We start from the raw sequence: 21,949 nt of genomic DNA on the forward strand, positions 1-21,949 counted from the left end.
TCTCCCGTAGAACACCGTGCTTCCAGAAAAACTGTGTCTACCAGTAGATACCGTATCCGGCCGCAGGTGTCGCGTTCGGGTGAGCGGTAGGGGAATCGGGGAGAGTACGGACCCGCCGGACAGACAAGTCCGGCCCCCTCGAGAGGGGGCCGGACTTGTCGAATTCTGGTGCGCGATACTGGGATTGAACCAGTGACCTCTTCCGTGTCAGGGAAGCGCTCTCCCGCTGAGCTAATCGCGCAGGTTCACTGCGTGAGAGGTGGAGACGGGAATCGAACCCGTGTGCACGGCTTTGCAGGCCGTTGCCTCACCACTCGGCCACTCCACCGTAAGGTTGTACCCAACCTCTCGAGCGGACGACGGGATTCGAACCCGCGACCCCAACCTTGGCAAGGTTGTGCGCTACCAGCTGCGCCACGTCCGCATGCACCGGTCGAAGCGGCTGGGCCTCTTCGGTGGTGCGGATGAAACGATAGCCCACGAGGCGCGTCGATCACAATTCGCCGCTCTACCTGCGGCGGAAGCGTCACGATGGGGCCCGGAGGGTGCGGCGTCACCGCACCGGCACCGGCTTGACGACCCTGCCGGCCGCTGGTCGGCGACTGCGAGGTCGATGTCCTCGAAGGGTGCGTGGTCACGAGTTCTTCGATCGGGAAGCGGCCTGCGGCATGCATTTCGAGGAGTGTCGGGATGAATTGCGCTGCGAGACCGACACTTCCAGTGCCGAGTATCACCACATCTGCGGCGGGCCCAGGTCGCGAGCGCTGCCGTGACGCGAATGTCAGGCTCGTTCGAGCAGGAAGTAGTAGTGGCTACCGCCGTCGAGCACCAGTTTCGGCTTTCCGTTCATGATGCCCATGAGGGTGTCGGCGTCGACCCGTTTGAAGTGGTCGAAGATGGGGGCGCCGTCGTAGACCATCGTCGCGGTCACTTCGCCGCGAAACTCGACGTTCCAGAGGCTGGCCTCGCCGTTGCCTGCCTTGATGTCGGAGAACAGGTTTCCATCCTCGTCGCGGCAGATCAGCGGCTTGGCGTCGAGCACGGAGTCGAACTGCTTGCCGTACCACCGGCCGGCGACCAGTTTGTCGTGCAGTCGATGGCCGGTCGCGAAGTCGTCGCCCCTCCACGTGCCGAGGATCTCGGCTGCGCCGACCGTGTCGAGCGCGGCCCACACCGCGTCGAGGTCGGCGGGGGAGACGTCGGCTTGCTGGACGCGCAACTCGTGGAACCGGGCACGAGCCTGATCGATGTTCACTTCGCTCCTCGTCGGTTGGCGAACCAATTTCTTCGTGAACGGCGGACGCTACGCCGAACCGGATGGTTCGGGAGGAACTCTGCGCGGAGGTGACCGGGCGGTGGGTGGTCGAGACCACCGCGGTCGCGGATCGACGGGAGACCGTCGTGGATTCGGTTCGACGGCTGATCGGGGGGTACGGGAGCGCAGGAAGTCGGGATCGCACCCCGAAACGACGAAATCCGGTACACCCTCAGGGTGTACCGGATTTCGAATCGTGGTGCGCGATACTGGGATTGAACCAGTGACCTCTTCCGTGTCAGGGAAGCGCTCTCCCGCTGAGCTAATCGCGCAGGCTCACAACATGAGAGGTGGAGACGGGAATCGAACCCGTGTGCACGGCTTTGCAGGCCGTTGCCTCACCACTCGGCCACTCCACCGCAAGGTTGAGTCCAACCTCTCGAGCGGACGACGGGATTCGAACCCGCGACCCCAACCTTGGCAAGGTTGTGCGCTACCAGCTGCGCCACGTCCGCATCACACTTGACGAAGGCGTTGCTGCCTCCGTGGTGCGAGATGAAACACTAGCCGACGCCGTGGGCAGTAACAAATCCACTGGTCAGTACGCACGTTTGACGGCCGGCGGCCGGCGCAGCTGTGGCTTTGGGGGCGCCGGCCCGAGGCCGCGCCACTCAGTTGAGTGAGATCGAGGGAGAATGGGCCACCTGCCCCGCGTCGATGCGCCGGGAAGGCGGGTGACCTGCAGGTTTTCCTCCGGTCGCGGAGCGTGTTAATGTTCCTCCTCGTTCGGCCGCGAGAGTTTTGTGCGCGGCTCGGTCCCGTGGCTCAGTGGAAGAGCGTCCCGTTCACACCGGGAAGGTCGCTGGTTCGATCCCAGCCGGGACCACAGATCGACAAGGCCGCCGCCGAGGGTTCTCGGGGCGGCCTTTTTGTTGTCTAATGAAGCCCCATGACCGTTGTTCAGGGATTCCCCGCCGTGATCGACGACAAGGCGCAGACGCTCGTTCTCGGATCCATGCCGGGCGTCCCCTCGCTGGTCGCGGGCAAGTACTACGCCAATCCGCGCAACAGTTTCTGGCCGATCATGGGCGAGCTCTTCGACGCCGGACCGCCGCACCCGTACCGCGTCCGCGTGCACCGCCTGCAGTCCCGTGGCGTCGCGCTCTGGGACGTCCTCAAGCTCTGCCGGCGTCCCGGCAGCCTGGACTCGAGCATCGACCGGGCCACCGAGGTGCCGAACGACTTCGCGGCGCTGTTCGCAGGCCACCGCGGCATCCGACGGGTGTTCTTCAACGGGGCGAAGGCCGAGGAGGTCTACCGGCGCACCGTCGTGTCCGCAGGTCTGCACCCCGAAGGAGTCGATCTGACCAGGCTGCCGTCGACCAGTCCCGCGAACGCGGGTACGCCCGTGCCGGAGAAGGTCGAGGCGTGGCGGGTCCTCGTCCACGGATGACCGACACCGCCGCCACAGCATTCGGTGGCGCCGCACTAGCCGACCCGCGATGGCTCGCCGACCGGCTCGCCGACAGCCGACGGGCCTGGGCCAGCAACGACAACCGCGTCGCAGGCACCCTCTGGTGGTACGGAACCAGCTCGGCGCTGCTCGCGGCGCCGGTCACGGACCTGCTGGCCACCGGCACTGCGCCGGATCCGCGCCTGGGCTCGCTGACCTGCACTGTGCGGCCCGACGGTTCGGTCGACACGGTTCGAGCCGGCGCGACCGTCCGCGGGCCCGGTCCGCTGGCCGCCGGGTTGCGCGAATCGCTCGGCGCCATCATCGGTGCGCTCGCCGAACCGGCCGGGCCCAGTGCGGGGTCGCTGTGGGCCATCGCCGCGGACTCGCTCGCCAACCGTGCGCTCGACGCGGGAACCGCTCTCGGTAGCGCCACCGCGGGCAGCGCGCTCGCCGCGATGCTGGCCGACCTGATCGGCCCGCCGATGCCCAGGCCGCGCTTCGTCGACGTCGGCGCCCGCGGACCGGCCCCGGCGGCCGCGGACGCGACACCCGCGGTGGGTAGTAGGCGACTGGTGCGTCGATCCTCCTGCTGTCTGATCTATCTCGCGCCCGCGGTTGCAGCACCCGGCGACGCCGAGGCGGCCGAACGGGCCAAGTGCGTCAGCTGCCCCCGCCAGCGACCGGAGATCCGGTCGGCAAGGTTGGCGGCGCTGCTCGGGTGAGCGGGGAGAATCGATCGGGGTGCCGATAGCATGAGGGCTCATCGCCGCGCCGAACACCGGTCGGCACACACATCGAGGAGCACATCGCCGTGACCACGCCTGCATCAGTAGCCCCAGCCGCCCGCGTCCGGGTGCCTGCGGGGACTACCGCCGGCACGGCGGTTCGCGAGGCCGGGCTGACCGGCAAGGGCGCCGACGCGATCGTCGTCGTCCGCGACGCCGAGGGCAACCTCAAGGACCTGTCGTGGATTCCCGAGCAGGACGTGGAGGTGGAGGCCGTCGCGGCCGACACCGCGGACGGCCGCATGGTGATCCGGCACTCCTGTGCGCACGTGCTGGCGCAAGCCGTCCAGGCCGAGTTCCCGGCCGCCAAACTGGGCATCGGCCCGCCGATCAAGGACGGCTTCTACTACGACTTCCGGGTCGCCGAGCCGTTCACCCCGGAGGATCTGACCCGCCTCGAGAAGCGGATGAAGCAGATCGTCAAGGGCTCGCAACGCTTTTCGCGTCGCGTGGTGGAGAACATCGAGGACGCCCGCGTCGAACTGGCGAACGAGCCGTTCAAGCTCGAGCTGATCGACGACAAGTCCGGGATCGACGACCCCGAGGTGATGGAGGTCGGCGGCAACGAGCTGACCATCTACGACAACCTCGACCCGCGCACGGGCGAGCGGATCTGGGGCGATCTGTGCCGCGGCCCGCACATCCCCACCACCAAGCACATTCCCGCATTCAAGCTGACCCGCAGCTCGGCCGCCTACTGGCGCGGTGACCAGAATCGCGAGGACTTGCAGCGCATCTACGGCACCGCATGGGAGTCGTCGGAGGCGCTCGACAAGCACATGGAGCTGATCGCCGAGGCGGAGCGGCGCGACCACCGCAAGCTCGGCGCCGAACTGGACCTGTTCAGCTTCCCCGACGAGCTCGGCTCCGGCCTGCCCGTCTTCCATCCCAAGGGCGGCATCATCCGCCAGGAGATGGAGAACTACTCCCGGCAGCGGCACGTCGAGGAGGGCTACGAGTTCGTCAACACCCCGCACATCACCAAGGGTCACCTGTACGAGGTGTCCGGCCACCTCGACTGGTACCGGGACGGCATGTTCCCGGCGATGCACATCGACGAGGAGCTGAACGAGGACGGCACGGTGCGCAAGCCGGGCCAGGAGTACTTCCTCAAGCCGATGAACTGCCCGATGCACAACCTGATCTTCCGCACGCGCGGGCGTTCCTACCGCGAACTGCCGCTGCGACTGTTCGAGTTCGGCCAGGTCTACCGCTACGAGAAGTCCGGCGTCGTGCACGGCCTGACCCGGGTGCGCGGTATGACGCAGGACGACGCGCACATCTACTGCACCCGCGAGGAGATGCGCGACGAGTTGACCCGCACGCTGAACTTCGTGCTGGGCCTGCTCAAGGACTACGGCCTCGACGACTACTACCTCGAGCTGTCGACCAAGAACCCCGACAAGTACGTCGGCGACGACGCCACCTGGGAAGAGGCCACCAACACCCTGGCCGAGGTCGGCGAGGCCTCCGGACTGACCCTGGTGCCGGACCCGGGCGGGGCCGCGTTCTACGGCCCGAAGATCTCCGTCCAGGTGCAGGATGCGCTCGGGCGCAGCTGGCAGATGTCGACCATCCAGCTCGACTTCAACCAGCCCGAGCGGTTCGAACTCGAGTACACCGGCTCCGACGGTGCCAAGCACCAGCCGGTGATGATCCACCGCGCCCTGTTCGGCTCGATCGAGCGGTTCTTCGGCGTACTCACCGAGCACTACGCGGGCGCGTTCCCGGCCTGGCTGGCGCCGGTGCAGGTGGTCGGCATCCCGGTCGCCGAGGCATTCGAGGCGCACCTGTTCGACGTGGTCGGCAAGCTCAAGGCCGCGGGCGTACGCGCCGAGGTCGACATCAGCGACGACCGGATGCAGAAGAAGATCCGCACCCACACCACCCAGAAGGTGCCGTTCATGCTGCTCGCCGGCGAGCGGGACGTCGAGGCCGGCGCGGTGAGCTTCCGGTTCCGGGACGGCACTCAGGTCAACGGCATTCCCGTCGACACCGCGGTCGAAGCCGTCACCGGCTGGATCGCGCGCCGCGAGAACGCTTCTCCGACGGCGGAACTGCTCGGCGGTCTGCAATGACCGAAGACGCGACGCCACCTCGGGAGTCGTTGGTGGACACCGGGCCGGGCGACCCGGACCGGCTGCAACGGCTGTGGTCCCCGCACCGGATGTCGTACATCGCCGAGACGCCGAAGGCGGCCGCGACCGACGAGGGACCGTTCACCGCGATCCCGAAGATGAGCGACGAGGAAGGCCTGATCGTCGCCCGCGGCGAGCACGTCTACGCGGTGCTCAACCTGTACCCGTACAACCCGGGGCACATGATGGTGGTGCCCTATCGGCGCGTCGCGGCCCTCGAGGACCTCACGGCCGAGGAGTCGGGTGAGCTGATGGCCTTCACCCAGCAGGCCATCCGGGTGATCAAGCGGGTCTCGCGGCCGGACGGGTTCAACGTCGGCCTGAATCTCGGTGCGGCGGCGGGTGGTTCACTCGCGGAGCACCTGCACCAGCACATCGTGCCGCGGTGGGGTGGCGACGCGAACTTCATCACGGTGGTCGGCGGTGCCAAGGTGATGCCGCAGTTGCTGCGCGAGACTCGGGCGTTGCTGTCGGCCGCCTGGGAAGACGGGAGCCGGTAGGTGCTGAGCATTCTCGGGCGCGCTTCGGTGTCGAAGGCGACCGCGCCGCTGGGCCGGGCGCTCGTGAAGACCGGTCTGACCCCCGACGCGGTGACGGTGTTCGGCACCGTCGCCAGTGTCGCGGGTGCGGTCACGCTGTTCCCGTCCGGGCACCTGTTCTGGGGCACCATCCTCATCTGGTTCTTCGTCATGTTCGACATGCTCGACGGGGCGATGGCGCGGGCGCGCGGCGGCGGAACCCGCTACGGCGCGGTGCTCGACGCGACGTGCGACCGGATCGCCGACGGCGCGATCTTCGCCGGGCTCGCCTGGTGGGCGATCTACCACCAGGACAGCAAGTCGCTGCTCGTCGCGACGCTGATCTGCCTGGTCACCTCCCAGGTGATCTCGTACGCGAAGGCGCGAGCCGAGGCCAGTGGCCTGTCGGCCGACGGGGGACTGATCGAGCGGCCGGACCGGCTGATCATCGTCCTGGTCGGCGCCGGATTGACCGGTATCGCCGGGCATTTCGGTATCGGCTGGCTGGAATGGGCCGTCTACGTTGCGATGTGGATCCTCGCCGTGGCGAGCGTGATCACGGTCTTCCAGCGGGTGCTCGCGGTGCGCAACTCGGCCGGGGCGCGCGAGTTGTTGCCGATGGACAAACCCGCCGGAGAGGACCCGACTACGTGAGTCTCGCCGAACGCGCCACCGACCTCGGCTATGCGGCCGGATGGCGGTTGGTCCGAGCGCTGCCCGACCGGGTCGCAACCGGACTGTTCGACTTCGGAGCGGACCTCGCCGCCCGGCGGATGAATCGTGCGGCCCACCGCGAGGGGGGTGGCCCGGATCAGCTGCGTCGCAATCTCGCCCGCGTGCTCGACGTGCCGGCCGCACAGGTGCCCGACGACCTGATCCGGGCGTCGGTGCGCTCGTACGCCAGGTACTGGCGGGAGGCGTTCCGGCTGCCGTCGATGGACCAGGCCGAACTGGGCCGCCGCCTCGACTCGCGGGTGCTCGGCCAGGAGCACCTGGAGGCCGGCCTCGCCGCCGGGCGCGGTGTGGTGCTCGCGCTGCCGCACAGTGGGAACTGGGACATGGCCGGGGTGTGGCTGGTGCAGCGTCACGGCCAGTTCGCGACCGTCGCCGAGCGCCTGAAGCCGGAATCGCTGTACGAGCGGTTCGTCGAGTACCGGGAGAGCCTCGGCTTCGAGATCTTCCCGCTGAGCGGCGGCGAGGCGCCGCCGTTCGAGCAGCTGGCCGCGCGGTTGCGAGCCAACAAGGTGGTGTGCCTGCTCGGCGAGCGCGATCTCGCCAAACGTGGTGTGCCGGTGACGTTCTTCGGCGAGCCGACCCGGATGCCGGCCGGTCCCGCGAAGCTCGCGATCGACACCGGCGCCGCACTGCTGCCGGTGCACTGCTACTTCGACGGTGACGACTGGGGCTTCCAGGTCGATCCGCCGGTCGACACTTCGGCCGGGATCGGCGCCGCCACCCAGGCGCTGGCGGACCGATTCGCGGCGAACATCGCCGCGCACCCCGCCGACTGGCACATGCTGCAGCCCCTGTGGCTGGCCGACCTGTCGGAGGCTCGACTCGCCCGGATGGAGTCCCCGTGACGAAGGGCAGGGTGCAGTGAAGATCGGCATGGTCTGCCCGTACTCGTTCGACGTTCCGGGCGGTGTGCAGGCCCACGTCGTCGAGTTGGCGCAGGTGCTCATCGAACGCGGTCACCGGGTGAGTGTGCTGGCGCCCGCCTCGGACGGCACCGAGCTCCCGGAGTTCGTCGTCTCGGCCGGTCGAGCCGTGGCGATCCCCTACAACGGTTCGGTCGCGCGGCTGACCTTCGGGCCGGTGTCGTACTCCCGGGTGCGTCGGTGGATCGGTGAGAACGACTTCGACGTGCTGCACATCCACGAGCCGAACGCGCCGAGCCTGTCGATGCTGGCGATGAAGATCGCGCAGGGGCCGATCGTCGCCACCTTCCACACCTCGACGACGAAGTCGTTGGTGCTGAGCACCTTTCAAGGCGTGTTGCAGCCGTACCTGGAGAAGATCAGCGGTCGCATCGCGGTGTCGGAGCTGGCACGGCGCTGGCAGGTGGAGTCGCTCGGCTCGGACGCCGTCGAGATCCCGAACGGCGTCGACGTGCCTGCGTTCGCGAACGCCGCTGCGCTGGACGGCTATCCACGCGCGGGCGGCACCGTGCTCTTCCTCGGCCGCTACGACGAGCCACGCAAGGGGATGGCCGTGCTGCTCGACGCACTGCCCGCACTGACCTCGCGGCACCCCGACCTCGAGGTCCTGGTGGTCGGGCGCGGGGACGAGGACAAGCTGCGCAAGGATGCCGGCCGGTACGCGAAACACCTTCGCATGCTCGGCCAGGTCACCGACGCGGAGAAGGCGTCGGCGCTGCGCAGCGCCGACGTGTACTGCGCGCCGAACCTCGGCGGGGAGAGCTTCGGCATCGTGCTCGTCGAGGCGATGGCCGCCCGAACCCCGGTGGTCGCCAGTGAACTCGACGCGTTCCGGCGGGTGCTGCGTGACGGCACGGCGGGGATGCTGGTCCCGGTCGGCGACTCGGTGGCCCTCGCGGACGCCGTCGACGCCCTGCTGAGCGATCCCGACCGCAGGCGGGCACTGGTCGACACCGCGACCGAGGTGGTCTCCGAATACGACTGGCCGGTCGTGGCGGAACAGATTCTGCGCGTGTACGAGACCGTCACGGTCGGTGCGCAGGGCGTACGGGTGGAGGCGCGGTCGTGACCTTCTCCGCCACCACGATTCTGGTCCTCGCGCTCGTTGCCGCCGTGATCGTGACGATCGGCGTCTGGGCCTACGGCACCGCCAACCGGCTGGACCGGCTGCACGTGCGCTCGGACCTGTCGTGGCACTCGCTGGACGCGTCGCTGGGGCGGCGCGCAGTGGTCGCCCGCGCGGTCGCGGCGGCGATGGTGCCGACCGGGTACGCATTCGGGGCGCCGCCGATTCCACAGATGGACGGAAGACGCCTGGCCGCGTTGGCCGATCAGGCGGAGCGGGCGGACCGGGCGCACCGCGAGACCGCCGAGAACGCACTGTCCGCGGCGCTGAGCGCGGTGCCCTCGGAGGCGCTCGCGCCGCAGTTGGTCGCGGAGCTCGCCGACTCCGAGGCGCGGGTGCTGATCGCCCGCCGCTTCCACAACGACGCGGTGCGGGACACCCTTGCCCTGCGGACCCGTCGTCCGGTGCGCTGGCTGCACCTGGGCGGTACGGCGCCGCTGCCGACGTACTTCGAGATCGCCGAGCGCACCACCCCGTCCGCGGGGGCGGGGCTCGACGTCGACGAGATGCGGACGTCCTCGCGAGTTGTCCTGTTCGACGAACGCGGCCGGGTGCTGCTGCTGCGTGGGCACGACCCGCAGGTGCCCGAGGTGCACTTCTGGTTCACCATCGGCGGCGGGGTGGAGCGGGGGGAGAGTCTCCGTGACGCGGGGGTACGCGAGATCCGTGAGGAGACGGGCCTTTCCGTCGACCCGGCGGACCTGCGTGGCCCCATGTGGCGTCGGGTGGCGGTGTTTCCCTACGACGGCGACCTGATTCGGTCGGAGGAACTGTTCTTCGCCTTGCAGACCACCGGGTTCGTGCCGCAGCGCAACGGCTTCACCGAACTCGAACGCCGCGCGATCACCGGGCACCGCTGGTGCACGGCGGCGGACATGCGGGAGATCGCCGCGTCCGGCGAGGTGGTCTATCCCGAGGACCTGCCGGACCTGGTCGACGAGGCCAGGGTGGTCGTCGCGCGTCGCGTCGAGCCCGAGGTCCGATCCATACGCTGACTCGCTGACTCGCTGACTCGCTGACTCGCTGACCGGGCGACCGCCACCGCGGCGCCTGGTCCTAGAATTGAACGTGTTCCCCGTTACAGGTCACTACTGATGGAGTTTGCCGTGAGCACCCCTGATACCGCCCCGACCACCGGCACTGCCCGCGTCAAGAGGGGAATGGCCGAGATGCTCAAGGGCGGCGTCATCATGGACGTCGTCACCCCCGACCAGGCGAAGATCGCCGAGGACGCCGGCGCCGTCGCGGTCATGGCACTCGAGCGCGTCCCGGCAGACATCCGCGCCCAGGGCGGCGTCTCCCGGATGAGCGACCCGGACATGATCGACGGCATCATCGCCGCGGTGTCGATCCCGGTGATGGCCAAGGCCCGGATCGGTCACTTCGTGGAGGCGCAGATCCTGCAGTCCCTCGGCGTGGACTACGTCGACGAGTCCGAGGTGCTCACCCCGGCCGACTACGCCAACCACATCGACAAGTGGAAGTTCACCGTCCCGTTCGTGTGCGGTGCCACCAACCTCGGGGAGGCGCTGCGTCGAATCACCGAGGGCGCGGCCATGATCCGCTCCAAGGGCGAGGCCGGCACCGGCGACGTGTCGAACGCGACCACGCACATGCGCACCCTCGGTGCGGAGATCCGTCGCCTCGGGTCGATGAGCGAGGACGAGTTGTACGTCGCCGCGAAGGAACTGCAGGCGCCTTACGAGCTGGTCGTCGAGGTCGCCAAGGAGGGCAAGCTGCCGGTCACGCTGTTCACCGCGGGCGGCATCGCCACCCCCGCGGACGCCGCGATGATGATGCAGCTCGGCGCCGAGGGCGTGTTCGTCGGCTCCGGCATCTTCAAGTCGGGCAACCCGGCCGAGCGGGCCGCCGCGATCGTCAAGGCCACCACCTTCTTCGACGACCCGGACGTGCTCGCCAAGGTCTCCCGCGGACTCGGTGAGGCGATGGTCGGTATCAACGTCGACGAGATCCCGCAGCCGCATCGGCTCGCCGAGCGCGGTTGGTGAGCTGCCCGCACCGCGGGCCGAGTGCGGCCCGTGACGCGGCCGCACCGCCTCGCCGAGCGCGGCTGGTGAATCGAACGGCCTGACGAGAACGGGCGCCCCTGCTTCGGCGGTGGCGCCCGTTTTCGTTCCCGGACCCAACAGCTCTACTATCTACGTATGAATGCAGATAGTGGCGTGTGTCGGAGGCGGCTGCCCGACGACGAGGTGGACCTCGTCGTCGAGGTGTTCCGGATGCTGGCCGATGCGACCCGGGTGCAGGTGCTGTGGGCGCTGGTCGATCGCGAACTGTCGGTCAACGACCTCGCCGAACACGTCGGCAAGCCGGCGCCGTCGGTGTCCCAGCACCTGGCCAAGCTGCGGATGGCGCGGTTGGTCCGGACCCGGCGCGAGGGCACCCAGGTGTTCTACCGGCTCGAGAACGACCATGTCCGGCAACTGGTCACCGATGCGGTGTTCAACGCCGAGCACGCCGGTCCCGGGGTGCCCGGCCACCACCGCGAGCAGGGTGACCTGCGGGTGCTGCACGACGGTGCGTCCGTGGGGAAGCGCGGATGAGCGGTGAGCACGGCCACGGGCACGGGCACGGCTTCGTGCGGGAACTGTTCGTGCCGCACAGCCACGACGCCGCCGACAGTGTGGACGACGCGCTCGAGTCCAGCGCGATCGGCATCCGGGCGGTCAAGATCAGTCTCGTGGTGCTCGCGGCGACCGCGACCGTCCAGTTGGCGATCGTTGCCGTCTCGGGGTCGGTGGCGCTGTTCGCCGACACCGTGCACAACTTCTCGGACGCACTGACCGCGGTGCCGCTGTGGATCGCGTTCGCGCTCGGCCGGCGTCCGGCTTCGCGTCGCTATACCTACGGTTTCGGTCGGTCCGAGGATCTCGCGGGGCTGTTCGTGCTCGCGATGATCGCCGTCTCCGCGGCGGTCGCGGCGGTCGAGTCGGTGCGCAGGCTGGTCGAACCCGCGCCAGTCTCACACCTGGGCTGGGTCGCGGCCGCGGGGGTGGTGGGGTTCGTCGGCAACGAGGTGGTGGCGACGTACCGGATCAGGGTCGGTCGTCGGATCGGCTCGGCCGCACTCGTCGCCGACGGACTGCACGCGCGCACCGACGGGCTCACCTCCCTTGCGGTGGTGCTCGGCGCGGCCGGCGTGGCGGCCGGGTTCCCGCTGGCCGATCCCGTTGTCGGACTGGTCATCACGGCCGCGATCCTGGCCGTACTGTGGAGCGCGGCGCGAGAGGTGCTGCGCCGGTTGATGGACGGTGTCGACCCCGAGATCGTCGAGAGCGCTGAGAGTGCTCTGGCCGCCGAGCCGGGAGTTGTCCGGGTGCGGAGCCTGCGGATGCGCTGGATCGGACACCGGTTGTACGCCGACGCGGAGGTCGACGTGCCCGATGACATGAGTCTGGCGCAGGCGCACCGGATCGCCCACGATGCGAAGTCGACACTCGTTGCGGCCGTGCCCAAATTGGATTCCGCCCTCGTGCATGCGTATCCGGCGCACCCGGTGCCCGGCTGAGTCGCGGTGGCGGCCCGAACTGTTGCTAGCCTGACCGAGTCGGGTTGCCGGAAGAGGGAGCGCCATGTCGTCGATCGAAGAAATTCTGGAACTCGAGCGGCTGGAGAAGGACATCTTCCGCGGCATCGTCGCGGACACGATGCTGACGCGAACCTTCGGTGGACAGGTCGCGGGCCAGGCGCTGGTCTCGGCCGTCCGCACCGTCGAGGAGCAGTTCCGCGTGCACTCGTTGCACGGCTACTTCCTGCGTCCGGGAAACCCGACGATTCCGACGGTATTCCTCGTCGACCGGATTCGCGACGGACGCTCGTTCTGCACCCGCCGCGTGACCGGAGTCCAGGACGGTCAGGCGATCTTCACGATGTCCGCGTCGTTCCACATCGGTGACATCGGCATCGAGCACCAGGACCAGATTCCGCCGGTGCCGGATCCGGAAACCCTTCCGGACACCTCGGATTCGCGCGACGAGGAATTGTCGTGGGAGTTCCGGGAGTGGGCGGACTGGGACCTGCGGTTCGTCCCGCAGGAGGAGATAGTCCGGCGCCGGGGTGTGCCCGCGCAGCAACAGGTCTGGTTCCGGTACCGCGGGACCCTGCCCGATGCCCCGGTGTTCCACATCTGCACCCTCGCGTACATGAGCGACATGACGTTGCTCGGTTCGGCGCAGGTTCCGCATGCGGACGCGCAGATCCAGCAGGCCTCGCTCGATCACGCGCTGTGGTTCCTGCGTCCGTTCCGGGCCGACGAGTGGTTGCTCTACGACCAGTCCTCTCCGTCGGCGGGTTTCGGTCGCGCCCTGACCCAGGGCCGGATCTTCGACCGGGAGGGCAACCTGGTCGCGGCGGTCGTGCAGGAGGGACTGACCCGATTGCTGCGGACGGAGTGAGGACCGGTCGGGTGGGGGGCCGAACGGCACAGGGGCGGCGGCATTCTCGCCGAACAGAAGGGGGCGACGCGCTCCGTCAGCTGGACAGCGGCGGCATCGTCACGACCTGCCCGGCGTAAGCGAGGCCTGCCCCGAAACCCATCAACAGGGCGACGTCACCCGCCTTCGTCTCGCCGGAACGGAGCACCTGCTCCATCGCGAGCGGGATCGACGCGGCCGACGTGTTACCCGTCTCGGTGATGTCCTGGGCTACGACGACACCCTCCGGCATGTGCAGCGCGCGGGTCAGCGCCTGGGTTATCCGGATGTTGGCCTGGTGCGGGATGAAGACGTCCAGCTCGTCCATCGTGACACCGGCCCGGTCGAGCGCCGCGCGGCAGGCCTTCTCGATGAACGTTGCGGCCCAACGGAAGACGGCGGTTCCCTGCATGCGGATGTACGGCCGCTCGGAGGTGCCCCCGTCGGCTTCGGCCGCCGCGACCTCGGCGAAGTAGGTCTGGAAATCCTTGTCCTGCTGGATCGCAGCCGTTTGGCTGCCGTCGGATCCCCACGCGACAGGACCGATGCCTTCCGTGTCGGAAGGTCCGACCACCACGGCCCCGGCGCCGTCCGCGAAGATGAAGGCAGTGGACCGATCGGTGGGATCGAGGAGGTCGGTCAGCCGTTCCGCGCCGATCACCAGGACGTACTGTGCGGTGCCTGCACGAACCATGTCCGAGGCGGTCGCCAGGGCGTGGCAGAAGCCGGCGCATCCGGCGGAGACGTCGAAGGCGGGACAGTCCGACATGCCGAGCTCGGTGGCGACCACGGCCCCGGCAGACGGCCCGAGCACCATCATCGAGGACGTCGCGAGGACGACACAGCCGATCTGACTGGCCGTGAGGCCCGCCGCCGCGATCGCATCCCGGCTCGCCGCGACGCTCATGCTGACGATCGACTCGTCGTCGCCGGCGAACCGTCGCGTCTTGATGCCCGAGCGCGTCTGGATCCACTCGTCGCTCGAATCGATCGGTCCGATGATCTCCGAGTTCGGAACGACGCGTCGCGGACGGTAGGCGCCGATCCCGAGCATCCGGGTGTGCTTGACGCCGGCGGCGGTGTCGATTCGAGCAGGCATGTCTGGCTCCCTCTTTCCGTGGCAGAACGCTTGCCAGGCTATGCCTCGGGTCGTCGCTGCGTCCGGCGCTCCGCCGAGTTCGCCTGCACTGCGACGGAAATGCCGGTTGTGCCCAGATCACACGTCCCGGTGCGGGGCATGCTCCGGAGCGTGCAGGTGGGCGCGCTCCCCGTCGCGGTCGAGGATGGTGAGGATCTCCACGGGGCCCTCGTGCGCCCCGATGTGGTGCGGGACCATGGTCGAGAATTCGGCCGACTCTCCCGCTCCGACCAGGACGGTTCGCTCACCGAGCTGCAGCCGGACCGTGCCGGAGAGGACGGTGAACCACTCCCTGCCGGGGTGCACCCCCAACTGCTCGCCGCCGGTCGAGCGTTCGGGGGTGATGCGCATCTTCGCCACGACGGCGCCGCCCGGCGCGCCGTCACGGGAGAGCAGCCAGGTGGTCAGGCCGCGCGCGTGTTCGGGCTCCGGCCGGATCACCACGTCCTCGTTGTCGGCCGACTCGACGAGCTGATCGAGCGTGGTGCCGAGGGCGCGGGCGATGGGGACGAGTTGGTCGAGCGCGATCCTGCGGTGGCCGGTCTCGATCCGGCTCAACGTCGACGGGCTCAGAAAGCAGCGGGCGGCGAGGGCGTCGAGGGACCAGCCGCGGGCGATCCGAAGGCCCCGGATGCGCTGTCGGATCAGGGCGTCCATCGAGACTTCTTGCGTCATGAGCAAGAGTGTATGCCCATTACGCATACCGGTTCTACTGTGGAGGCATGACACAGCACTCCCGTCACGACACCCGTCAGCATCACGAACATGGTCATGGCCGTGGTCACGGCCATGGTCACGGTCACCACGACGAGGTCGGACTGGCCGAACTGCTCGACCTGGACGCAGAGGTACTCGGGTCGTACCTCGACGACATGGCCGAGTGGGTCGGGCAGCACGCCCTCGACCAGCCGCGCTCGATCGCCGACATCGGCGCGGGGACCGGACGCGGCAGCCTCGCACTCGCCCGGCAGTTCCCGGCTGCCGAGGTGATCGCGATCGACCGGTCCGCCGCGATGCTCGACCGGATCCGGGTGTCGGCCGACGAGGAGGGTGTGGCGGATCGGATGCGCGTCGTGCAGGCCGACCTCGACGTCGGCTGGCCCGCGGTCGGCGCGGTGGACGTCGCGTGGGCGGCCTCCTCGCTGCACGAGGTCGCCGATCCGGACCGACTGCTCGGTGACCTCCACGACGCGCTGAACCCCGGCGGCCTGCTGGTGGTCGTCGAGATGGACGGCCTGCCGCGCTTCCTTCCCGACGACCTCGGGCGCGGCCGGCCCGGTCTGGAGTTGCGGTGCCACGAGTTGCTGAACCGAGCGAACTGGAACGCACACCCGGACTGGCGCCCGCACCTGGAGCGGGCCGGTTTCGAGATTGCCGAGCAGCGCAGCATCACCGTGGACGCGAACCCGGTGCCGCCGAACGCCGGTCGCTACGCACGGGCGTACCTCAGTCGTATCCACGAATTCCTCGACGGGCAGCTGCCGGCCGAGGACCTGGACACCCTCGATCACCTCCTGACGGACGACAACCCCGACTCGCTCCTGCGCCGCCCCGACCTGACGGTCCGGGGCAGCCGGACCGCCTGGGCGGCCCGCCGCACCTGAGGGCGCCGGTCGGCCGCGTGGGTAACGCCGGGGAGGAACGCGACGAAAAGGACATGTCGGGCCGATTCGGGCGGGGCGGATGCGAGTGCGAGGGGTGCCGGTGAGCGAATGGGGCAGGCGCGGTGGAGTTCTCGTCGACGTCGCGGTGATTGCAGCGGTGGTGGCGGCCGGGACGGTCGTGGCCGGCGTGTTGCACGATCCCGGCGATGAGGCCACCGCGGCGACGGGAACCGGGGTGTCGGTGGTACGACCGCCGGTCGAGTACCCGACGGAGATTCCGGGGTGCGACCGGGTCGAACCGCCGTACAGCGGCGAGCGCATCGCCTTCGCCGGCGTCGGTAGCGGTGCGACCTACGACGACCCGAACTACCCGTGGTTCTCCGGACCCAAGGCCTCCGCGATGTCCGCGGCGCTGGTGGGTGCGCTGCCCGCCGCCGTGGACGTCGTGTTCGCCAGTCCGCAGCAGTCGTTCGTCTTCGAGCCCATGTGGACCTTCGGCGGTCCCGAGCAGCCGGAGGGGCCGCCCGTCGACCTGTTCGGTGGACGGACCACCGCGAGCGGCACGGTCACTCGCGGCCCGGCTGTGGGTTCGCTCACCGCCGACGTGCACAGGTCCGACGAACCGGTGCCGCCCTGCGTCGCCGGGGAGCTGACTCGTCGCACCACGCTCGCGGACGGGTCGGTGGTCGACTCGCAGGACACCTGGGTCGAGTACGACGGCGTTCGCAGGTTGGTCCGCAGCGCCGACGCATACCTGCCCGACGGCACCAGGATTCGGCTGAGCCTGGACGACCGGAAGTCGGGGGAGCTGCCGCTCACCGTGGACGAGCTCGCCGCGATTGCTCTCACGCCGGGTCTGCGAGCGAGCGCGCCCGTGCCGGCGGGTACCCCACCTCCGCCGGCGTCGTGTCACGCGGGAGAGGGCGACGGTGCATCGGCATCGTTGAACCGGGGCACCGTCGACCGGCTGAACCGGACGCTCGACGATCACTGGCAGCGGGAGACGACGAAACCGGGCTCACTGGATCGGCCGCTGGGCTCGCTGCAGCTGGCGGAGTCCGACTCCGGCAGCGTCTGCGAGGTGCTGACGGTGACGACCCCGGTCGGCGAGAGCGATCTGCGGGTGTCGATCACAGGTGGGCGTGTGCCCCACCTGCCGGAGCCCTCCCCGGACGGAGGGTTCTCGGGGGCGAGGCGGTCGGCGGAGAGGCTCGCGGACGGAACGGTCGTCGAGCGGGCCGAACACTCGTACGCGCTCGCCGGACGGGACGGCGCCGATCTCGGAGACGAGACGAGCAGGTCGGTGACGGTGACCCGGCCGTCGGGCACGCAGGTCCGGGTGACGTCCTCGGCGGCCGTGCCCGGCATCCCCCTCGCCGCGGACTGGCTCGAATCCGTCGCGACCGCGCCGGGGCTGGAGCTGTCGGGCTAGATCAGTCCGTATCCTTGCCCGGTGCGAACGAGACGAATACTCGAACTGGTGCTCGGCGTCGGTGCGTTGATCGCGGTGGTGGCCGCGGTCGGGATGTCGCTCGGCTCGTCCGGCGACACCGGCTCGCAGGGGAGCGACGCCCGCGACACGGTCACGGTGACCGGCGACGTCCTCTACCGCGAGCGGATCGCCTGGCCCGAGGGTGCCGTGGTGACCGTGCGCCTCGAGGACGTCTCGCGTGCCGACGCGCCGTCCACCGTGCTCGCCGAGCAGCGCATCACCGACGCGACCGGGGTGCCGGTTCCGTTCGAGCTCACTGCCGACCGCGCGTCGATCGAGCCGAACGCACGCGTGAACGTCAGCGCCCGGATCGAGGTGAACGGGGAGCTCCGCTGGATCTCCGACACCGCTCATCCCGTCCCCACCGCCGGGCCGGTGCCGCCGGTCCACCTTCTCCTGGTGGGTGTGCCGAACCGGTGAATGCTTCTGCCACAACACGTCCCACCGTCGGAGTGCTCGCCCTGCAGGGCGACGTCCGCGAACACCTCGCCGCGCTCGAGGCCTCCGGGGCCGACGGGGTGACCGTCCGCCGGCGCTCGGAACTCGAGGCCGTCGACGGTCTGGTGATCCCGGGCGGGGAGTCCACCACGATGAGCCGGCTGCTCACGGTGTTCGAGCTGCTCGAGCCGCTTCGCGAACGGCTGCGAAACGGACTGCCCGCCTACGGTTCCTGCGCCGGGATGATCCTGCTCGCCAGCGAGATCCTCGACACCCGCCCCGACGCACACTGCCTGTCCGGACTCGACATCACGGTGCGCCGCAACGCGTTCGGCAGGCAGGTCGACTCGTTCGAGGAGAACCTGGACTTCGTCGGCATCGAGGGTGAACCGATGCGTGCGGTGTTCATCCGGGCGCCGTGGGTCGAACGCGTCGGCGACGGCGTCGAGGTCCTGGCCACGGTGCCGGAGGGGCCCGCCGCCGGCCGCGTGGTGGCGGTTCGTCAGGGCAGTGTGCTCGCGACGTCGTTCCATCCGGAGGTGACCGGCGACAGGCGGGTTCATCAGCTCTTTGTCGACATGGTGCGCAAGGGAGCGCGCGCGCGCGGGTAAACTGGCGCTACTGTGTGATCCCCGCTGCAGTGCGAGCGCTGTCGCGTGTGGATCCACATCCGGGACCGGCATTGACGGGAAGAGGGAACTACGCATGAGCGGCCACTCCAAATGGGCCACCACCAAGCACAAGAAGGCTGCGATCGACGCCAAGCGTGGCAAGTCGTTCGCCAAACTTGTCAAGAACATCGAGGTGGCGGCGCGAACCGGTGGCGGCGACCCCGCGGGTAACCCCACCCTGTACGACGCGATCCAGAAGGCGAAGAAGTCGTCGGTCCCCAACGACAACATCGAGCGCGCGCGTAAGCGCGGCGCCGGTGAAGAGGCCGGCGGCGCCGACTGGCAGACCATCATGTACGAGGGTTACGGACCCAACGGCGTCGCACTGCTCGTCGAGTGCCTCACCGACAACCGCAACCGCGCGGCCGGCGAGGTGCGCACCGCGATGACCCGCAACGGCGGCAACCTCGCCGATCCCGGATCGGTCTCGTACCTGTTCAGCCGCAAGGGTGTCGTCCTCCTCGAGAAGGCCGGCCGCAGCGAGGACGAGATCCTCGAGGTGGTCCTCGAGGCGGGCGCCGAGGAGATCAACGATCTCGGTGACACCTTCGAAATCGTCTCGGAGGCAGCCGATCTCATCCCCGTGCGCACCGCGCTCGTGGATGCGGGTATCGACTACGAGTCCGCCGACCCGGACTTCCGCGCCTCCGTCGAGGTGCCGGTGGACGTGGACGGGGCCCGCAAGGTGTTCAAGCTCGTCGACGCCCTCGAGGACTCCGACGACGTGCAGAACGTCTACACCAACGTCGACCTGTCCGACGAGGTGCTCGCCGAACTCGACGCCTGACGCCGCCGCGGCGACCGGGCGCGTGTTGGTGCGCCCGGCTGTCGGCGGTGCGACCTATACTCTCGAACAGCTGTTCGTAGTGTCGAGAGGTGGGCTCAGTGCGTGTGTTCGGAGTGGACCCCGGCCTGACCCGGTGCGGGTTCGGGGTGGTCGACGCCGGGCGGGGTCGTGAGGTCCGGCCGGTCGCGGTCGACGTGATCCGCACACCTCCGGAGATGGACCTGGCGCACCGGCTCCTGGGAATCGCCGACGCGGCCGAGGAGTGGCTCGACCTGCACCGCCCGACCGTGGTCGCGGTCGAGCGGGTCTTCTCCCAGCACAACGTCCGTACCGCGATGGGTACCGCGCAGGCCGGTGGGGTGGTGGCCCTCGCGGCCGCCCGGCGCGGCATCGACGTCTGCTTCCACACCCCGAGCCAGGTCAAGTCCGCCGTCACCGGCAACGGGTCGGCGGACAAGAAGCAGGTCACCGCGATGGTCACGAAGATCCTCGGGTTGGAGACCGCTCCGAAGCCCGCCGACGCCGCCGACGCGCTCGCGCTCGCCATCTGTCACTGCTGGCGGGCGCCGATGCTGTCGAGAATGGCCGCGGCGGAACTTGCCGCCGCCGAGCAGAAGCGCCGCTACGAGGCGCGCCTCGCGGAAGTGTCCAGGTCCAGGCTCAAGAAGGCAGGTTCGTAGATGATCGCGTCCGTCCGCGGCGAGGTACTCGAGATCGCGCTCGACCACGTCGTGCTCGAGGCCGCGGGGGTGGGCTACCGGCTCAACGCCACCCCGGTGACCCTCGGCACGCTGCAGCGCGGCGCCGAGGTGCGCCTGGTCACCGCGATGATCGTCCGCGAGGACTCGATGACGCTGTACGGCTTCCACGACACCGAGTCCCGCGACCTGTTCGGTCTCCTGCAGACCGTCTCCGGAGTGGGTCCCCGGCTGGCGATGGCGACCCTCGCCGTGCTGGAACCGGAGGCGTTGCGCAAGGCGCTCGCCGAGGGCAACGTGACCGCTCTGACCCGGGTTCCCGGCATCGGCAAGCGCGGCGCCGAACGCATGGTCGTCGAGCTGCGCGACAAGGTCGAAGCGGTGCCGAGCGGATCCGGGCTGCCGTCGGACGGGTCGGCCGCGGCGATTGCCGGACTGGTCCGCGACCAGATCGTCGAGGCGCTGGTCGGCCTCGGGTTCGCGCTCAAACAGGCCGAGCAGGCCACGGAGTCCGTGCTGGCGGCGGACCCGGAGGCCGACACCTCCCGGGCGCTGCGCTCGGCCCTGGCACTGTTGGGTAAGACGCGGTGACTGCCGGCGCGGGGGAGGACGCCTTCGGGGACGACTCCTTCGGGGGCGACTCCGCGGTCACCGCCGAGTTCGTGGCAGGCGACGGCGACATCGAAGCGAGCCTGCGCCCCACCTCGCTGGACGACTTCATCGGACAACCGCGGGTGCGCGAACAGCTGCAACTGGTGCTGGCCGGGGCGAAGCTGCGGGGTGGCACCCCGGATCACGTGCTGCTGTCCGGACCGCCGGGTCTCGGCAAGACCAGCATGGCCATGATCATCGCGGCCGAACTCGGCACCGCCCTGCGGCTGACCTCCGGGCCCGCGCTCGAGCGCGCCGGCGACCTGGCCGCGATGCTGAGCAACCTCGTCGAGGGCGACGTGCTGTTCATCGACGAGATCCACCGGATCGCCCGGCCCGCCGAGGAGATGCTGTACCTGGCGATGGAGGACTTCCGCGTCGACGTCGTCGTCGGCAAGGGGCCCGGCGCCACGTCCATCCCGCTGGAGGTCGCCCCGTTCACTCTGGTCGGCGCCACCACCCGGTCGGGGGCGCTGACCGGGCCGCTGCGGGACCGATTCGGGTTCACCGCGCACATGGACTTCTACGACCCGCCGGAACTGCAGCGCATCCTGCTGCGCTCGGCAGGCATCCTCGGCGTGCAGCTCGGCGCCGAGGCGAGCAAGGAGATCGCGGGCCGCTCCCGCGGCACCCCGCGTATCGCGAACCGGCTTCTGCGTCGGGTGCGCGACTACGCCGACGTGCGCGCGGACGGGATCATCACGCGCGACATCGCGCGGGCCGCGCTCGCCGTGTACGACGTCGACCAGCTCGGCCTCGACCGTCTCGACCGTGCGGTGCTCAGCGCGTTGGTCCGCAGTTTCGGAGGCGGACCGGTCGGGGTGTCCACCCTTGCCGTCGCGGTCGGGGAGGAACCGAGCACCGTCGAGGAGGTGTGCGAGCCGTTCCTCGTGCGTGCGGGCATGATCGCGCGCACACCCCGTGGCCGCGTCGCCACCGCGGCGGCCTGGGAACAGCTCGGATTGACCGCCCCGCCCGAGGCCGCGGCAGGCGGCATCGAAGTCCGAGTCAACGAACCTCCGCAGGGTTCGTTCGACTAATGGCACACTTGGGTACTGCGCCGGTTCGACCTGGACCGACGGCATCGACAAACTTTTAGGA

Annotated in this window: 23 protein-coding genes and 7 tRNA genes; 21 read left to right on the plus strand and 9 right to left on the minus strand. The window is 69.4% G+C overall.

Features of this window, described 5'->3' with window-relative positions:
• Positions 1-166 precede the first annotated feature (166 nt).
• The 7 genes from FK531_RS17595 to FK531_RS17625 form a co-directional block, all read right to left on the minus strand.
• Positions 167-241, minus strand: a tRNA-Val gene (locus FK531_RS17595).
• Between the two features lie 16 nt (positions 242-257).
• Positions 258-328: transfer RNA gene (locus tag FK531_RS17600), tRNA-Cys, on the minus strand.
• A 23-nt stretch (positions 329-351) separates the two neighbouring features.
• Positions 352-424 (minus strand) — tRNA-Gly (locus FK531_RS17605).
• A 357-nt stretch (positions 425-781) separates the two neighbouring features.
• Entirely contained in the window at positions 782-1,255 is a 474-nt protein-coding gene (locus tag FK531_RS17610) for a DUF4334 domain-containing protein (RefSeq protein WP_142101634.1), read from the minus strand.
• Between the two features lie 257 nt (positions 1,256-1,512).
• Positions 1,513-1,587: transfer RNA gene (locus FK531_RS17615), tRNA-Val, on the minus strand.
• Positions 1,588-1,603: 16 nt separating this feature from the next.
• Positions 1,604-1,674 (minus strand) — tRNA-Cys (locus tag FK531_RS17620).
• Positions 1,675-1,697: 23 nt separating this feature from the next.
• Positions 1,698-1,770, minus strand: a tRNA-Gly gene (locus FK531_RS17625).
• 299 nt (positions 1,771-2,069) lie between these two features.
• On the opposite strand from FK531_RS17625, the gene FK531_RS17630 reads away from it, so the two are divergent.
• The 13 genes from FK531_RS17630 to FK531_RS17690 all read left to right on the plus strand — a co-directional run bounded on the left by FK531_RS17630 (position 2,070) and on the right by FK531_RS17690 (position 13,351).
• Positions 2,070-2,141, plus strand: a tRNA-Val gene (locus FK531_RS17630).
• Positions 2,142-2,204: 63 nt separating this feature from the next.
• Positions 2,205-2,708, plus strand: a complete 504-nt coding sequence (locus tag FK531_RS17635; RefSeq protein ID WP_142101636.1) for a DNA-deoxyinosine glycosylase — start codon at positions 2,205-2,207, stop codon at positions 2,706-2,708.
• On the plus strand, positions 2,705-3,433 hold the full coding sequence (locus FK531_RS17640) for a hypothetical protein (RefSeq protein WP_142101638.1): 729 nt from the start codon (positions 2,705-2,707) through the stop codon (positions 3,431-3,433). The genes FK531_RS17635 and FK531_RS17640 overlap by 4 nt, the downstream gene beginning before the upstream one ends.
• 89 nt (positions 3,434-3,522) lie before the next feature.
• A complete protein-coding gene (gene thrS, locus FK531_RS17645; protein WP_142101640.1) occupies positions 3,523-5,574 on the plus strand; it encodes a threonine--tRNA ligase in 2,052 nt (683 codons plus the stop codon).
• A complete protein-coding gene (locus tag FK531_RS17650) occupies positions 5,571-6,134 on the plus strand; it encodes an ATP adenylyltransferase (RefSeq protein WP_142101642.1) in 564 nt (187 codons plus the stop codon). The genes thrS and FK531_RS17650 overlap by 4 nt, the downstream gene beginning before the upstream one ends.
• Positions 6,135-6,806, plus strand: a complete 672-nt coding sequence (pgsA, locus tag FK531_RS17655; protein ID WP_142101644.1) for a phosphatidylinositol phosphate synthase — start codon at positions 6,135-6,137, stop codon at positions 6,804-6,806. It begins immediately after the preceding gene.
• The gene (locus FK531_RS17660) at positions 6,803-7,732 is read left to right on the plus strand and encodes a phosphatidylinositol mannoside acyltransferase (protein WP_142101646.1); all 930 of its coding nucleotides are present in this window, start codon (positions 6,803-6,805) and stop codon (positions 7,730-7,732) included. The genes pgsA and FK531_RS17660 overlap by 4 nt, the downstream gene beginning before the upstream one ends.
• Positions 7,733-7,748: 16 nt before the next feature.
• A complete protein-coding gene (locus FK531_RS17665) occupies positions 7,749-8,879 on the plus strand; it encodes a glycosyltransferase family 4 protein (RefSeq protein WP_142101648.1) in 1,131 nt (376 codons plus the stop codon).
• Complete coding sequence (locus FK531_RS17670) at positions 8,876-9,931, plus strand: NUDIX hydrolase (RefSeq protein WP_142101650.1); 1,056 nt, start codon at positions 8,876-8,878, stop codon at positions 9,929-9,931. Before FK531_RS17665 ends, FK531_RS17670 begins: the two co-directional genes overlap by 4 nt.
• A gap of 99 nt (positions 9,932-10,030) precedes the next feature.
• Positions 10,031-10,945: a pyridoxal 5'-phosphate synthase lyase subunit PdxS gene (gene pdxS / locus FK531_RS17675; RefSeq protein ID WP_181763008.1), complete on the plus strand. Its 915-nt coding sequence runs from the start codon at positions 10,031-10,033 to the stop codon at positions 10,943-10,945.
• Between the two features lie 156 nt (positions 10,946-11,101).
• On the plus strand, positions 11,102-11,500 hold the full coding sequence (locus FK531_RS17680) for an ArsR/SmtB family transcription factor (protein WP_142101654.1): 399 nt from the start codon (positions 11,102-11,104) through the stop codon (positions 11,498-11,500).
• Complete coding sequence (locus FK531_RS17685) at positions 11,497-12,465, plus strand: cation diffusion facilitator family transporter (protein WP_142101656.1); 969 nt, start codon at positions 11,497-11,499, stop codon at positions 12,463-12,465. The genes FK531_RS17680 and FK531_RS17685 overlap by 4 nt, the downstream gene beginning before the upstream one ends.
• 64 nt (positions 12,466-12,529) lie before the next feature.
• Positions 12,530-13,351, plus strand: a complete 822-nt coding sequence (locus FK531_RS17690; protein WP_142101658.1) for an acyl-CoA thioesterase — start codon at positions 12,530-12,532, stop codon at positions 13,349-13,351.
• Between the two features lie 76 nt (positions 13,352-13,427).
• Here the strand turns inward: FK531_RS17690 and FK531_RS17695 are convergent, their stop codons facing one another.
• Both FK531_RS17695 and FK531_RS17700 read right to left on the minus strand, forming a co-directional pair.
• Positions 13,428-14,468 (minus strand): beta-ketoacyl-ACP synthase III, encoded by a 1,041-nt coding sequence (locus tag FK531_RS17695; protein ID WP_142101660.1) that lies wholly within the window; start codon positions 14,466-14,468, stop codon positions 13,428-13,430.
• 117 nt (positions 14,469-14,585) lie between these two features.
• Positions 14,586-15,182, minus strand: a complete 597-nt coding sequence (locus tag FK531_RS17700) for a helix-turn-helix domain-containing protein (protein WP_142101662.1) — start codon at positions 15,180-15,182, stop codon at positions 14,586-14,588.
• Between the two features lie 47 nt (positions 15,183-15,229).
• Between FK531_RS17700 and FK531_RS17705 the strand changes: the two genes are divergently transcribed.
• The 8 genes from FK531_RS17705 (at position 15,230) to ruvB (ending at position 21,888) form a co-directional block, all read left to right on the plus strand.
• On the plus strand, positions 15,230-16,111 hold the full coding sequence (locus tag FK531_RS17705; protein WP_142101663.1) for a class I SAM-dependent methyltransferase: 882 nt from the start codon (positions 15,230-15,232) through the stop codon (positions 16,109-16,111).
• Between the two features lie 100 nt (positions 16,112-16,211).
• On the plus strand, positions 16,212-17,543 hold the full coding sequence (locus tag FK531_RS17710; protein ID WP_142101665.1) for a hypothetical protein: 1,332 nt from the start codon (positions 16,212-16,214) through the stop codon (positions 17,541-17,543).
• A gap of 21 nt (positions 17,544-17,564) precedes the next feature.
• Complete coding sequence (locus FK531_RS17715) at positions 17,565-18,023, plus strand: YbaY family lipoprotein (RefSeq protein WP_142101667.1); 459 nt, start codon at positions 17,565-17,567, stop codon at positions 18,021-18,023.
• Positions 18,020-18,652 (plus strand): pyridoxal 5'-phosphate synthase glutaminase subunit PdxT, encoded by a 633-nt coding sequence (pdxT, locus tag FK531_RS17720; protein WP_142101669.1) that lies wholly within the window; start codon positions 18,020-18,022, stop codon positions 18,650-18,652. The genes FK531_RS17715 and pdxT overlap by 4 nt, the downstream gene beginning before the upstream one ends.
• 94 nt (positions 18,653-18,746) lie before the next feature.
• On the plus strand, positions 18,747-19,499 hold the full coding sequence (locus FK531_RS17725; RefSeq protein ID WP_142101671.1) for a YebC/PmpR family DNA-binding transcriptional regulator: 753 nt from the start codon (positions 18,747-18,749) through the stop codon (positions 19,497-19,499).
• Positions 19,500-19,597: 98 nt separating this feature from the next.
• Positions 19,598-20,179 carry a crossover junction endodeoxyribonuclease RuvC gene (gene ruvC / locus FK531_RS17730; protein WP_142101976.1) on the plus strand — a complete coding sequence of 194 codons (582 nt, stop codon included), beginning with the start codon at positions 19,598-19,600 and terminating at the stop codon, positions 20,177-20,179.
• Positions 20,180-20,788, plus strand: a complete 609-nt coding sequence (gene ruvA / locus FK531_RS17735) for a Holliday junction branch migration protein RuvA (RefSeq protein ID WP_142101673.1) — start codon at positions 20,180-20,182, stop codon at positions 20,786-20,788.
• Complete coding sequence (gene ruvB / locus FK531_RS17740; RefSeq protein ID WP_142101675.1) at positions 20,785-21,888, plus strand: Holliday junction branch migration DNA helicase RuvB; 1,104 nt, start codon at positions 20,785-20,787, stop codon at positions 21,886-21,888. The genes ruvA and ruvB overlap by 4 nt, the downstream gene beginning before the upstream one ends.
• Positions 21,889-21,949 lie beyond the last annotated feature (61 nt).

The sequence above is a fragment of the Rhodococcus spelaei genome, from assembly GCF_006704125.1.
Lineage (GTDB): Bacteria > Actinomycetota > Actinomycetes > Mycobacteriales > Mycobacteriaceae > Rhodococcus_G > Rhodococcus_G spelaei.